The sequence below is a fragment of the Streptomyces avicenniae genome, assembly GCF_000719135.1.
GTDB classification, from domain to species: domain Bacteria; phylum Actinomycetota; class Actinomycetes; order Streptomycetales; family Streptomycetaceae; genus Streptomyces; species Streptomyces avicenniae.
In genome coordinates this window covers 419,486-433,561 of sequence record NZ_JOEK01000009.1, presented here as the reverse complement: position 1 = coordinate 433,561, position 14,076 = coordinate 419,486, and the positions used below count along the sequence as shown (strand labels likewise).

Below are 14,076 nucleotides of genomic sequence, written 5' to 3'. Positions count from 1 at the left end.
CGGGGAAGGGGGGACCAGCGCCGAGGGGGGAGCTGGTCCCCCCGCTCCCGCCCCGATCCGTCCCGCCGCAACCCCGGCCTCCCGTGGGCTAGTTTGGCCACACGACCACGGGGGAGAGGGCGCGCACATGCGGGACGCGGTACTGGCGGCCGTCCTCGAACGCCTCCGCTGCTTCCGCACGACCGGTGACGCGACGGCCCTGCACGACGACGGTGCGGACGACGCCCTCGGGCGGCTGCGCACACTGCTCGCCGACGCCGACGGACGCGACCCCGACGCGCTGTGGCTCCTGGTCGAGTTCCACCGTGCACGCGCCGAGGCCGAACCCGACCGGTACGGCGAGGACTTCCGGCGCGCGCTCGACATCGCCGCACCGCTCTTCCTGCTGAACCCCTTCGCCGTCCCCCGCGAGTTGTGGCCCGAGCTGACCGCGCTCACCGGCCACGACCCCCTGGCCGACCCCCTGGACCGGGCCGCCGACCTGGTCATCGACGGCAAACGGCGCGGCGACGCCACCGTCCTCACCGAGGCCGTCGCCCTGCTGCGCACCGCCGACGCGACCGGCCGCCAGGACTACCGCGACCTCGTGCTCGGCCAGGCCCTGACGCACCTGGCCGCCTCCCCAGGCCGCCAGGACGCGGAACGGCTCGCCGACGCGACCGAGGCCGTCCTGCTCCTCGACGCCCTCACCCGCGCCCCCGACCCCGGCACCGGGCGCTGGCTCACCTACTGCCATGCGCTCACCTGCCGGTTCGACCTCGCCAAGGACCCCGCCGACCTGACGGCCGCGGAGAACGCCTACCGGCAGGTCCTCGCCCTGGCGGAGGAAGGCGGGGACCAGCACACGCTGGCGCTGGCCGGGATCGGCACGGTGCACGGCCGCCGCGCCGAGGTCGCGCCCGACCCGGGGCACGAGGTGCGCGAGGCCGTCCGCTGGCTGCGCCGCGCGGTGGACCAGGCCCCCGGCGACGGCGGCGCCCACCGCGTCAACCTCCGCCGCGCCACGGGGCTGTTGGTGCAGCACACCGTCCGCGCCGCCCGTGCATCGGCGGCGCCCGCCGACACCGCCCTGGCCGGGCCGGGGCCCGCCGAGGACCCCGCGGCGCGCCGCCCGACCGAGGAATTCCTCGACATCGCCGCCCGCCTCGGCGCCCGCATCCTCACCCACGCCCAGGCCGTCGAGCTGGTGACCGACCCGGCCCGCGAGCCCGGCCCCGAGACCGTCGCCGCCGTCCTCGCCTCGGCCGCCCGCGCGCTCCCCACCGGGCCCGAGCAACGCCTGCTGCCCGCCCTCACCCTGGCCATGGCCGTCGCGGGCCCCCGCTGGGGAACCGCCCGCGGCGGCCTGTGGTGGTCGGCGGCCGACCTCTACGTCGAGGCGGCCCGCAGAAGCCTCGTCCACACGCCGAACGGCGCCGTCCTCCGGCGCGCCCGCGCACTCCTCGACCGGCAGATCGCCACGCTCAGGCCCGACCAGGACCCCGCCGCCGCCGACGAACTCGCCGAGACCCTGTTCGTCACCGGGCTGCTGCACCTCACCCCGTACGCCGGACACATGGCCGGGCTCTCCTTCGCGGGCGCCCACCACCTGTGGCTGCGGCGCGAGGCCCGGCTCCAGGCCGTCGGACCGCACGACGAGCCCGCGGGCGACCCGTCCGCCGCACCCGTCCACGTCACGATGCCCGACCCCGCGGAATCGGTCACCGAGGCCGTCGGCCACCTCAGGGAGGCGGCCGGGATCGCCACGGGCCACCTGCGTGGCCGCGTGCTGAAAGCCCTGGCCGAGGCGCTGTCGTTCCTCGCTGGCCTGACGGAAGGCCCGGGCCACGACCGCGAGATCCTGACGGCCGCCAGGGCGGCGCTCGATCTGCTGCACCCCGCCCGCGACCCGCTCGCATTCCTCTACGTGCTCCGCATCCTCACCCTCAGCGGCGAACTGGCACTGCCGAGCGACGTCACCGACCTCCTGCCCGTACCGCTCACCGACCTGCCGCCGCACGAGGGCCTGTCCGTCTGCACCGAAACCCTCGACCTGCTGGACGAGGCGGGCCGTCCCGACCTCACGTACCAGCTCCTCCGGCTCGCCGAGCGCCAGCTGCCGCCCCCCACCGACCCCGCGCAGCAACGCCGTTGGTGGGGCTCGGCCGTGCACGTCCTCCCCGGCGACCGGCTGCGCTGCGGCCCCGGGCTGGACGACGTACGGCGCGCCCTCGGCCACCTGCGTCCCGTCATGGCGGACGGCGACTGGCCGCCGTCCCGACGCGCCGCCGCCCTCGTCCACCTCGCCGCCCACGCCCACGGGCCCGGCACCGAGGACCTCGGCAGGGAGCTCCTGGCCGAGGCCAGGCGGACGGCGCCCGAGTGGGCCGGGTCCAGGGAAGTGCACCACCCGCTCACCTACCTGGACGCCCGGCTGGCACACGGCGCGGCGCTGCGGATCGAGGACACCGATCCCGGCGCCGCCGCCCAACGGCACGCCGCCGCGGCCACCGCCAACGCGGCCTGCGGACAGATCGATTCCGCCCTCGCCGACCTCGAAGCCGTCGTCCACTGCGCCGAGCGCTGCGCGGACGAGGAGGCGCGCACCGCCGCGCTGGCCATGGTCCCGGCCGCGGTCCTCCTGGGCGGCGGGCGGGACGAGGGCGAGGCGTGGGCGCTGCGCGACCTCTGGCAGCGGACCCTGCTCGCGGTCACCGGCGGGACCGTCTCGCCCGGCGTCCTGCTGATCCTCCACCAGGTCGCCAAGTCCCTCGCCCTGACCGGCGTCCTCGCGGCGGCTGGCCCGTTCGACCCGCCCCCGTGGCTCGCCGCGCGCCTGGACCGCCCACGCGCCGCGGACGAGGCGGACGATCCGCCGCCGGACGCCGAACTCCCCGGCAACGTCGAAGGGATGCTGTTCTACGTCGCCGAGGGCGAGGCCGAGCCGGACGGGACCGAAGGCGCCGAGCAGCGCAACCACCAGCGCGCCGTGGACCGTTGGCTCAGCGCCGGACTGCACGCCGCCCGCGGCCCGGCCGCGCTGCCCGTCCTCCCCGACGAGATCCAGGCCCGCATCGACCCCGACACGGTGCTCGTCTCCCTGTTCCTCGGGCACATGCCACGCCCCACCGACGGACGGCCGTGCATGGCACTGCGCGTCCTGGCCGTCACGCGCGAGGACATGTGGCACGGCTCCACGCGCATCCCCGACCTGGACGGCGGCCTGCTGCGCATGACGCGCGGCGCGCACCAACTCGCCGTCTCACCCATCGCGTTGCCCGTCAGCCGACTGCGCCGAGGCGTCACCGCCGACCCCCTCCACCGCGCCGTCAGCCGGGACGGCGCCCAACGGCTCACGCAGGACGCCGAGACGTTCCTCGGCCCCCTCGCCGACCTGCTCCCCACCTGGCAGGCGCACGGCAAACGCCACCTGTGCGTCTGGCCCAACGGCCCCCTGCACTACGTCCCCCACCACCTGCTGAGCCCGAACGGCCGCGCCCTCGCCGACGACTGGACGGTCACCCACCTGCCGAGCCTCGGCATCCTCGCCCCGCGCCCCCCGACACCCGCCACGGGCCGCACCGTCGGCGGCCTCGTCGCGTTCGCCGCCGCACGCGGCCCCGAGGACGCGGGCCTCGAAGAACACGCCGCGCGGGTCGCCGAGCCCTTCGGCGGCGCCGCCGTGACCGGCCCCGCCGCCACACCCCGCCGGTTCCTGGCGGACATCCCCGGCGCCCGCTACGTCCACGTCGCCGCCCACGGCAGGCACAACGAGTGGGCCTCCTGGTACCAGTGCCTCCACCTCACCCCCGAAGGCGACGACGACGGGCGGGTGTTCGCCCACGACATCCTGCGCGCCGACCTGCGCGGCGTCGAACTTGTCACCCTCAGCTCCTGCGAATCGGCGCTCGGCCGGTTCGACGTCAACGACAACCTCAAGGGGCTGCCCGCCGCCTTCCTCGCCGCCGGGGCCTCCGCCGTCATCGGCTGCCTGTGGCCCGTGCACCCGGAGGTCTCCACCCACTTCTTCGCCACGCTCTACCGCGAGTTGGGCGCCTCACCCGACCGCCGCGCCGCCTACCGCGCGGCCCAACTCGCCACCCGCGCGCGGTTCCCCGCCCACCGTGACTGGGGCGCGTTCTGCTTCGTCGGGGACTGGCGCACACCGCCCGGCCCCGACGACGCCCGGCCCGAGCACCAGGAGACACCCCTGTGAACGACGACAGCACGTCCGCCACGCACCCCATCGACCTGGTCGCGGAACCACGGCTGCACCTGCGCGCCCCGCAGTCGCGCGAGACCGGCCGCATCTCCATCGGCGCCCCCGCCGTGCGTCGGCTGTCGGCCGCCGAGGCGAGCGCCGTCGGCGGGGAGTGGGGGGCGTTCGTCGCGGCGGAGGCGCCGCACAGCGACTTCCATCTGCTCAGCCTGGCCTGCACGTTCCGCCCACCGGCGAACGGCGCCCCGCTGGTCGAGGCGGCGTTCGGCCTCCGGCTCGCCTCACCTGGCGAGCCCCCGGAACGGCAGCCGATCGCCTGGTCCCTCTCGCCCAAGGCCCGCACACGCCCCGTCGAACGGCGGACCGCCGTCTCGTTCACCGCCCAACTTGCCCTCGTGGAGGCGGGCGTCGAGGTCGGGCCGGGAAGCGCGGGCGAGGACCTGTTCGTGACGGGGATGGGGGAGCGGGACGGCGACCCCGAGTGGCGGTTCCGCGCCGTGCCCGACCACCCGCTGATCGGCGACGAGACGCTCACCACGGTCGTCCGGGCGGCGGCCGGCGCGCCGGTCCTCGCCCACCTTGTCGCCGCCGCCACCCTCAGGCACCGGAGGTTCGGGCTCATCCCCTACCGCGCCGCCCTGCCCCCCACGCTGCGCACCATCGAGGTGGCCCCACACGGCACGACGCCGTGAGCCCGCCCCCCTGCACCCGCACCGCACCCGAGAGACAGGTCCCCCGATGCACGCGGTCCGACTGACCACCGCCGACGCCGCGGCGACCGTCACTTCGCACACCGCTTCCGTCACCGACTGGTGCGCCCGGTACGTCCGGCCGTGGTGGTCGGCCGAGACCGTCCCGGCCGAGGAGCCGACGGCCGCCCCGCTGCTGGTGGCCGAGGTCGATCCAGGGCGGTACGCCAGCCTCGCCGCCGAGGTGTCGGGCGCCGACCACGCGACCGTCGCGTACGCCCGGACGCCCCTGCTCGTCGCCCGGGAGCACGCCGAGCGGGTCGTCACCGCCGTCAGCCCCGCCACCGCGCTCGCCTACCGCGCGCAGACCCACGCCGCACGGCTGAGCATCTTCGGCACCGATCCCGGGGAGGTGGCCACCGCCGCCGCCCGCCTCGTCCGCGAAGCCGTCCGTGGCGTGCTCCTGCGTGACGGGTGGACGGTGCTCCACGCCTCGGCCGTCGAACGTGACGGCCAGGTGGTGCTGTCCTTCGGGGGCAAGGGCGCGGGCAAGACCACCACCGCCCTCACCCTCGCCACGCACGGCTGGCGGCTGCTGGCCAACGACCGCGTCTTCGTCCGCCCGGACGACGCGGGGGGCGTCACCGTCCTGCCCTGGCCCTCGGCCGCCGCGCTCGGCCTCGGCCTGCTCAACGTCTTCGGCTGGTCCGACACCGTGCGCCACCGCCTCGAAGCCGGGGAAGCACTCCACCCGACGCAGGACCCACAGGTGACCGACGCCCTGCTCGCCGGCCGCCGCGAACCGCTGTGGCAGGGGAAGCGCGAGCTGAAGGCCCAGGTCTTCCCCGACCAGTTCCCCACCTGGCTCGGCATCCACCTCGCCAGCACGGGCCGCGCCGCACACCTGCTGTTCCCCCAGGTCACCCCGGACGCCGTACCAACGGTGCGGCAGCACTCCCGTACCGTGCACGACCACGACTTCATGACCGGCGCGACCGAAGACCGCTACCCCGACGTCTTCGGCCTGGCGGGCGGCGTGGACGGCGGCGGCCACGCGACCAGCCGCGAAACCGTCACCGCACTGCTCACCCGCCTTCCCCGCCACGCCGTGACCCTCGGCCACGACCTCGCCGCCAACGCCGACCTCCTCAGGAGGCTCACCTCCTGAACGGTCGGATCGTAACCGCCACGAGAAGTGCGCCTCCCGCCTGCTGCCCTCATGACCCGACGACAGATCGACTCAAGGTGGTGAGGGACTCCACGAAGCCCTGTCCCTCGCGATAACGGCCCATATTCGTACCGGCATCGACCATGGCACGTCCGTCCCCGGCGTTGATAGAGTCGATCGATCACCTGTGGCGAACCCGATCTGCAGGCATCCACGTGCCGACACCGATTCCGATTCGCGACCGAGGAGTCATCATGGCGCCCCTGACCTTGGTGAGTACGGGAGACGACTGGCTGCTGAACGCGGCCGACGACATCCGCAGCACGGTTCTTACTCAAGGCGCGGTTCTCGTTCGCGGTCTCGATATCCGCGAACCTGGCGATCTCGCGGCCGTCAGGGAATCTCTCGGCGTGCAACGGTATCGGGCGACGGAACTGTTCGGCCAGCGCACGGTGTACGGCGACGGAGTCACTTCACCGATCGAATGGCCAGCCGAACGCGAACTGTGCCCCTATCAGGAAGAAACGTTCAGCACGATCGTTCCCCGTATCACGCTGACCGCGTGCGTGCGTCCACCGGAAACGGGCGGGGAAGCTTGCATCGCCGATGCGCGCGAGCTGCTGCGCCGTCTGCCGGATGAACTCGTGGGCCGCTTCCGGGAACTGGGCTGGACGCTGACGCGCGTGTTCCACGGTGAATTCGGGATGGATTGGCGTGAGGCTTTCGGTCTCGACTCCTACGACGCGTTGACCGATCTTCTCTCGACGATCGGAATCGATCACACACGGGTTTCCAACGGCGCACTGCGCACGGTCCGCCGCCGACCGGCGACAGTGGTCCATCCGGAGACGGGTGAGGAGTGCTGGTTCAACCAGGCGGCGTTCTTCAACTCCGCGAGCCTTGAGCCACGAGACCTGGCGGTTCTCCGCCGAGTATTCGGGCCGGACATCCCGATGGAGACGAGCTACGGTGACGGCTCTCCACTGACCGCGGGCGAGGTCTCCCTCATTAATGAGGCATATACCAAGATCTCCACAGTCATCCCTTGGCAAGCCGGAGACCTGTTGGTCGCGGACAACATGCTCACCGCACATGGCCATCGGCCTTATACCGGCAACCCGCTGTTCTTCACCAGCCTGGGCGCTCCCGTCTCACTCTCCCTCTAGAGATCCCGACACTGCGACAACGCAGCCGTGCTGTCCGCTGCCTTTGCCGTGCTCGACGCAAGCCCGGCCTCGCCGAAGTGGCCGACCGGCTCGCCCTGCGCCAGGGGGGCGATCCGCTCGGGGCCGCACCGCCCTCGTGGACGCCTACCCGCGTCGTGCGCTCATGACAGTCGGACGAGGATCAGGTCGGTGAGGGACCCGGGCGATGGGGCCGTGACCAGGTCCCTGAGCCGCAGCGACACCCCCCAGGACCGCTTGACCGCGGCGAGGAGCTTGACACCGTCGAGAGACGTCCCGCCCGCGTCGAAGAAGTGCGTGTTCGGCGTCACCTTCGCCCCGGGGAGCAGCCGCGAGAACGTTTCGAGCAACGCCGCAAGGATGCCCTCACGAGAGCCCGAGTCATCGTCCGTCTCATCACGCGTCATTTCTCCTCTTCCAGCGCCTGTGGAGTCGTGGCGATTCACTTCTCGACCAGGGCATCCTCGATCGTGCTCAGCGGGGAATTGTAGGCTTGCAGCAGTATGGTCTCCATGCCGGAAACCCAGGATCGCAGCTGGTCTTCCCGATAGATCGACGTATTGAAAGCAAGCGAAATCGCCCAGGTGCCACCTGGGCGTTCGAACTGAATATTGAGGTCATACCTGGATCGGGGAATCTCCAGTGGAATTTCCTGCCCCAGTGCGTTATCCGTGTGAGCTGAGGTCAGCTCCGGAGGGAAACCGACAACAAAGTCCGGAGTCGGCCAGCGCCGGGGCAGCCGATAGCTCTCCTCCAGGCTTCGCTTCTGCTGGACTCCGTAGAATCTTTCGGTCACAGTGAAGAGGTCGAGTAGCTCGTCGCCGATGCGGGGCAGGACCTCGACAAAACGATCCGTATCAACCTGCCACCGCAGGCTGAGCGGCGCCACGACTGTGAGGTGGCCGACGACATGCAGCAACGACGGGTTGGTGCGCAAGGAGACGGGGACGCCCAGGACGACGTGGGGAGAACGAGTCCGACTGGCAATCATCGCGCTTATCGAGCCCAGGAGAACGGCGAACGGAGTGACACCGACACTCGTTGCCAGCCGACGTACGACTGTCGGCAAGTCAGGCGAAAGGAGCGACTGCATCCTCCCGATGAGACCCTGCTCACGTGACGGACTCGGAGGCGAGGAATTCAGACGGGCAAGATTCGACGCCAAGAGGGAACCAGCGTCAGGCTGGTCCTGACCCTCGCCCTCCGCATGAATCGCTGCCACCAGGTCCTTGGGCTGGAGGGAACACTGTGCTGGCATGCCGTGGTACGTGGCCAAGAGATCCTTGGCTAGCAACGCCAAGGCTTGCCCGTCGAATGCCACATGATGCCCCACAAACGTGAGCAGTGAACGATCGTCGCCCAACGGCGTCAACGAGAAGCGCCACAGTGGTGCGCTTTCCGTGTCGAACGGAAGCAGCGCGAAACTCCTGGCCTCAAGAATCGCACTGTCCAGGTTTTGTACCTGCTCCCGGTGAAGTAGGGCGGCGGACACGATGTCGCGCTCATGCCCCTCGATGACAGCGCGGCAGGGGCGATCGACGAGCAGGGGAAATGACGTACGCAGCGCGTCGTGACGCTTGACCAGCGACTGGAGAGCCTGCCGCAAAGGATCGACGTCGATATCGACCGCGACAAACGCCATCGCAATGTTGTAGCTGGAGTCGTCTGCTTCAAGGAACTGGGTGTCGAGCCAGAGCGACAACTCAGGTGGCGTGAGTGCGGAGAGGTGCACGTAGGGATCCTGTCGATGAGAAGCCACATGAATGCTCGGTGTCACTCGATGATTGCTCTATCCCTGAAGGGTTCGGCACTCTGCCTACGCGTTCGCCAGTCGTGGAACCTCGGCAACGCTGTCCACCCGGCCTCTATCGGGAGCACTGGCGAGCGCATGACCCACCCTTCGGTCACTCGTGCACTGACACGAGTCTATGCGCGGTGTACTCCCCTCTCACTCCTGACGATTGCCAGGGTTCCCGCCCGGCCTCTCGTGGGCCCAGTGCCGCAGACCACGCGAAGCGCGACGGCCCACCACCTCGGTCGGCCCGCCGAGGCGGTACCCCTCCACCCAGTTGACGCCAACACCCCGACCGGATCACCATGCATCGGACTCAACTGTGCCGTAGCCATGACCTGTTACCCGCACACCAAAGAGCTTGCGTCGATCCGCAGTTGTAGCACCTGGGCGCGTGACAATTGTGTGCTGGAACTCTTTCGGGAGGTACACGATGTTCGATGATGAGAACGCGCAATGCGTGGTGGTGAGGAACCACGAGGAGCAGTACTCGATCTGGCCGCAGGACGAAGAAGTCCCGGACGGTTGGACCGCGGTCGGATTCTCAGGTACCAAGGCTGCCTGCCTGGCTCACATCGAAGAGGTATGGACGGACATGCGTCCGCTGAGTTTGCGCATCAAGCTCAATGCGACAGTCAGTCCATGACCTCCGAGTGAGTCCAGCTCCGCAGGACCGTGGCCGACGTGCGCCACGCTGAGGTAGCCGGCGTAGGCCCCGTGCCGACAGCGCAGGGCGCGGTCGGCACGGGCTGAGAACGATGCGCGCATACGAGCCGCGCGCGACCGCGCCGGTCCCCGGCCCTACGCGTACGACTCGTCCTCGGGCCCACCGTCGCGGTTGGCGTGGACGACCGCGAGCGCGATGCGTTCGAGCCCAAAGGCGACACAGGTGCTGTGTGCCGGACTGCCGTCCGGCAGCTCGATCCCGAAGGTCTCACCGAAGTGGTCCTTGTGACAGTTGGCTGACGCCACGGCCTGCCGCAGGCCGTCTGCCACCGGTGCCACCAGTTCGAACTTGAGCTCCTGAGCACGCTGGTTGACGGAGAGCAGCTTCGCCCCAGGGCCGAAGAACGGGTCGTTGGCCGCCTCCACGGCGACGTCGAGACCCAGCCCCGTCAGCCAGTCCGCGACCGTCTGCTGCCAGCGGTCGCGGAACTCGACGCAGGCGTCCTCCGTGCCGACATACACCAGCTCCCGCATGCGGAACGAGCGCAACCGTCCCGGCTCGGTGCTGGCCTCGTGCCGGTAACAGCACGCCTCCACGGCGAAGCGGGCCGGTGCGGTCACCGTCGTGCCCGCCAGGAGCGGGTAGGTGTGGTAGCACGCCGCAGGCGTGAGGACGACGTCGGCGATCTTCTGGTCGTCGTGCCACATGCCGCCAGGGACCGCCTCAGCACGCCGGGACAACCAAGCGGTCGCATCGCCGCCGTAGTTGTGCACGGAGCCGAGCAGATTCGGAAATTCGCGCACGTACCCGGATCGCTCGACGACGTCACGGGGCAGCACCTGAGGCGCGGTGAGCACCGTGAAGTCCTCGGCCTCGGCCATCTTCTCGATGTCCGCGCGCAGGCGCGTCACCACACGTTCGAATTCCGCCGGAAAGAGGGCTACTCCAGGTACCGCGGTCGGCACCGGGAGGGTTTCTCGCGCTTCGGTGGTCACCAGCTTTTTCCTTTCGCCATGCAGTCTCACGCGCGGCTGACGGCGTGCGCGCGGTGCTGAAGTCGGCCGGGGGACAGGACGAGGACCGCCCTGGCGCGAAGCGGTGTTCCGGTTCTCCACCTTCAAGGGAACGCCAGGGAAATGGGGTTCGACTCGGCAAGCTCGGGAGCATCGGTAAGGACCACAGATCTGACATCGCGAGCATCGCAGTTGTTCAGCCTGGACACGAGCGAGCAGATGCTTGAGCCGGAGCAGCCCCGGCCGCCAGGGAGCCTATCCCCGCGCGACCTGCCGCTGAAGAGCGCGACCGCGTACTACTTCGCCGCCTGGCGGGTCCAACGGGTCGAGGATCCACGTCAGCGCGCCCCGGCTCACCGGGGCGAACACGTCCACCTGACGCGAGCCACAGAGACGCCGCGCTGAGGATGCTGGGGAATTCCGGCACGTCATCCCGCATGCGGTGCCGCGTCTGCCCCGGCCCCGCAGCAGATACTCGGCGTGCCGGGCGCGAGCCGCCGCAGCTGGCAGCGCGTACCCGTCTACGGCCCGGATCCCTGTCATCCATGAGGATCGCGACGGAGTCCCCATGACTTAGTATCCGATCAGTTGCCGCCGACCGTAAGGCAGGCCAATATGCCCGAATATCGCGATTCCGATCTTCCGGCAACAGTCGGTGGCCGCGCAGCGCCGCCCCTCTGAGGAGCTTCCTGGATGAAGGCCGAATACCAGAACGAAGCGGATCGCACAGCGGCACTGATGGGGATCTGGCGCGAGGTTCTCAACCCGGAGGAACTCGACGAGAATTCGGATCTTTTCGAGGCCGGTGGAACGTCGATGCACGTTCTCCAGATCGTCGGCCAGGTCTCCGATGTCATGGGGGTGGATCTCCGCCTGCGTCAGATCTTCGAGCACGCGACACCGAAGAGCCTTTCCGTGTTCCTCGGGGCCTCCGCACACGAGCCGCAGGGGTGAGTCGGGCGTGCACACCTGGGATCAACGCTTCGAGTCGCTGCTGCGCGCGGCGCTGCGTGACCTGCCGGACGACCAGGAGCTGACCCCGGATCTGGACACCAGGGCCGCCGGTCTGACCTCCCTCGCCGCCGTCGAACTCCTGTTGAACATCGAAGCGGCCTACGGGATCTCGATTCCCGAGGGCGAGCTGAACTTCGAGAGCTTCAGCACGCCTGGCGCACTCTGGTCGCTGGTCAGCGCCGTGGCGTCGTGAGGTGCCGGCTCGTCCTCACCGACCGGGTCGGCAGCCGCTCGGCACGTCCCGCGATCAGGTCGAATGCGCCACCGCGACCGCCGCATCCTCCGCAGACGCCACCCCCCGCCTGATCCGTCGGCCCGCACGTCCGCCCCATCCCCGAGGAGAACCCCGGAATGTTGTGCTCACTGGCCGGCTGAGCATCAGGCACTGACATCACATACCGAGAGCGGGCTCATGCTGACGATCTACACCTCCACCCCATGGCCGATGGGTGAATCCAGCGAAGAGCCGCTCCGGTATCTCGACGACGTCATCGTGTGGACCGAAGAGCTGGGTTGCGACGGGATGCTGATCTTCGCGGACAACACCTCGTTCGACCCATGGATGATCGCTGGCCGGGTCCTGGAGAAGTCGCACGGCCTGGTCCCGCTCATTGCGGCGAATCCTGTCTACCAGCACCCCGTGTCCGTCGCGAAGAGCATCAATTCCATAGCCGCTGGCCGCGGTCGGCGCGTCGCTTTGAATCTGGTGACCGGAGGTTTCTCCAGGCACCTGAGGGAGATCGGCTGCGACCTGGACCACGGGCAGCGATACGACCGGCTCGCGGAGTTCGGTGCCATCATCGCCGAGCTGACGTCAGCGGAACGGCCGATGAAGTACCTCGGCGAGTACTACCGTCTGGACGGGCTCCGTCCGTCCCCTCCACCGGTGGCCGGCCTGGAGCCGCACCTCTTCGTATCAGGGGTGTCGGAGGACTGCATCCGAGTACAGAAGAAACTCGGTGCGACGCGGTTGAGCTATCCACGAGAGCCGAGCGAATATGCCGAGGGATCCATCTCCGCGGACATCGGGTTTCGACTGGGAATCATCGCTCGAGAGGATGCGAACGCCGCCTGGCGGCTGGCCTACGAGCGGTTCCCTGTCGATCTGTTCGGTGAGGATGTACATGATCTCGCCGCCAGGTCGGTCGAATCCCACTGGCATCGTCAGCTCTCGGAGGATGCCCTTGAGGAGAGCGCTCCCATAGGCAACTACTGGATGTATCCCTTCCGGGCATACAAGACGTTCTGTCCGTATGTCGTCGGCGACTACGCGGAGACGATGGCCTACCTGCTGCGGTATATGCAGCTCGGCGCCTCAACCTTCATCCTCGATGAGGGGAGCAAGGACGACCTGTTCCACTCCGTTCAGGTCCTGCGTATGGCGTGGTCGAAATTCACCTCGAATGGTTCGTGAGGCTCCCTCGGGCTCGTCCCACTGTGAACCGAAAAACTCTTCCATGGAGGCAAGAATGCAGGATCGCGATCTCCTCACTTCTCGGCAGATCGAAGATTACCGGCGAACTGGCTTTCTCTTTCAGCCCGGTGCCCTCGAAGCAAGCGACATCGAGCTGCTGAGGAGCGAGGCCGAGAAAGAGCTTTCCCAGGATTCGCCGAGGCGGACCGTCGAGGCTGCCACCGGGCTCCCCTATCGTGTCCACGGTTCTCATCTCCACAACGACGTATTCTCACAGTTCGTCCGTACTCCGCAGATGTTGGGAGTTGCTCGACAGCTGCTGAATGAGGACGTGTATGTCCATCAGTTCAAGATCAACAAGAAGCGGGCCTTCCAGGGCGAGATCTGGCGATGGCACCAGGACTTCATGTTCTGGCACAACGAAGACCAGATGCCCGAGCCGCGCGCGCTCACTGTCGGTGTTTTTCTTGACGAGGTGACAGAATTCAACGGACCCCTGATCGTTGTTCCCGGCGGTCATGCGGAGGGTCTCATCAACACTCCTCCCCAGACCGAGGGGTGGGAGTCAACGTTGACCAATAAACTCAAGTACTCCCTTGAGGATTCTGAGGAGATGCAAGCGCTGGTTGACCAGCACGGCCTCGTCGCCCCCAAAGGCCCGCGGGGCTCCTTGCTCTGGTTCCACTGCAGCATTCCCCATGGCTCGGCACAGAATATGTCGCCGATCGATCGATCCTTGCTTCTCCTGAGCTACAACGCCGTCAGTAACGCTCTCCCGGCTCCCAGCCCACGCCCAGAGTGGCTGGTGGGCAGGGACTTCTCTCCTCTCGAACCCTTGGAGGGGAGCCTCACCGCCCCGTCCCGTGGATAGCGGCAAAAAACTTTCCTCGTGAAGTCGTGTTCATCTACCGAGGGAATGCGGCCCAGCTTCCATGTG

The 14,076-nt window shown here is 69.1% G+C and carries 12 protein-coding genes; 9 read left to right on the top strand and 3 right to left on the bottom strand.

From position 1 onward, the window contains the following. Positions 1-127 precede the first annotated feature (127 nt). From IF27_RS16920 to IF27_RS16905, 4 genes are all read left to right on the top strand, one after another. Complete coding sequence (locus tag IF27_RS16920; protein WP_052850416.1) at positions 128-4,195, top strand: CHAT domain-containing protein; 4,068 nt, start codon at positions 128-130, stop codon at positions 4,193-4,195. Beyond that, positions 4,192-4,890, top strand: a complete 699-nt coding sequence (locus tag IF27_RS16915; RefSeq protein WP_052850415.1) for a hypothetical protein — start codon at positions 4,192-4,194, stop codon at positions 4,888-4,890. Before IF27_RS16920 ends, IF27_RS16915 begins: the two co-directional genes overlap by 4 nt. Positions 4,891-4,936: 46 nt before the next feature. Further along, a complete protein-coding gene (locus IF27_RS16910) occupies positions 4,937-6,055 on the top strand; it encodes a hypothetical protein (protein ID WP_052850414.1) in 1,119 nt (372 codons plus the stop codon). Between the two features lie 254 nt (positions 6,056-6,309). Then, positions 6,310-7,221, top strand: coding sequence for a TauD/TfdA family dioxygenase (locus tag IF27_RS16905; RefSeq protein WP_052850413.1), 912 nt, complete (start codon positions 6,310-6,312; stop codon positions 7,219-7,221). Positions 7,222-7,382: 161 nt separating this feature from the next. On the opposite strand, the gene IF27_RS16900 is transcribed toward IF27_RS16905, so the two are convergent. Then, positions 7,383-7,646: an acyl carrier protein gene (locus IF27_RS16900; RefSeq protein WP_052850412.1), complete on the bottom strand. Its 264-nt coding sequence runs from the start codon at positions 7,644-7,646 to the stop codon at positions 7,383-7,385. Positions 7,647-7,681: 35 nt separating this feature from the next. Beyond that, positions 7,682-8,971 (bottom strand): condensation domain-containing protein, encoded by a 1,290-nt coding sequence (locus IF27_RS16895; RefSeq protein ID WP_052850411.1) that lies wholly within the window; start codon positions 8,969-8,971, stop codon positions 7,682-7,684. A gap of 493 nt (positions 8,972-9,464) precedes the next feature. Between IF27_RS16895 and IF27_RS16890 the strand changes: the two genes are divergently transcribed. Next, positions 9,465-9,677, top strand: coding sequence for an MbtH family protein (locus IF27_RS16890; RefSeq protein ID WP_052850410.1), 213 nt, complete (start codon positions 9,465-9,467; stop codon positions 9,675-9,677). Between the two features lie 155 nt (positions 9,678-9,832). Here IF27_RS16890 and IF27_RS16885 read toward each other — a convergent pair whose 3' ends face one another. Beyond that, a complete protein-coding gene (locus tag IF27_RS16885; protein WP_052850409.1) occupies positions 9,833-10,693 on the bottom strand; it encodes an aminoacyl--tRNA ligase-related protein in 861 nt (286 codons plus the stop codon). A gap of 711 nt (positions 10,694-11,404) precedes the next feature. Here IF27_RS16885 and IF27_RS16875 point away from each other — a divergent pair. The 4 genes from IF27_RS16875 to IF27_RS16860 all read left to right on the top strand — a co-directional run bounded on the left by IF27_RS16875 (position 11,405) and on the right by IF27_RS16860 (position 14,010). Next, positions 11,405-11,665, top strand: a complete 261-nt coding sequence (locus IF27_RS16875; protein WP_052850407.1) for an acyl carrier protein — start codon at positions 11,405-11,407, stop codon at positions 11,663-11,665. 7 nt (positions 11,666-11,672) lie between these two features. Further along, positions 11,673-11,918, top strand: coding sequence for a phosphopantetheine-binding protein (locus IF27_RS16870; RefSeq protein WP_052850406.1), 246 nt, complete (start codon positions 11,673-11,675; stop codon positions 11,916-11,918). A gap of 219 nt (positions 11,919-12,137) precedes the next feature. Continuing rightward, positions 12,138-13,139 (top strand): LLM class flavin-dependent oxidoreductase, encoded by a 1,002-nt coding sequence (locus IF27_RS16865; RefSeq protein WP_052850405.1) that lies wholly within the window; start codon positions 12,138-12,140, stop codon positions 13,137-13,139. A 55-nt stretch (positions 13,140-13,194) separates the two neighbouring features. Next, complete coding sequence (locus IF27_RS16860) at positions 13,195-14,010, top strand: phytanoyl-CoA dioxygenase family protein (RefSeq protein WP_052850404.1); 816 nt, start codon at positions 13,195-13,197, stop codon at positions 14,008-14,010. Positions 14,011-14,076: the final 66 nt, after the last annotated feature.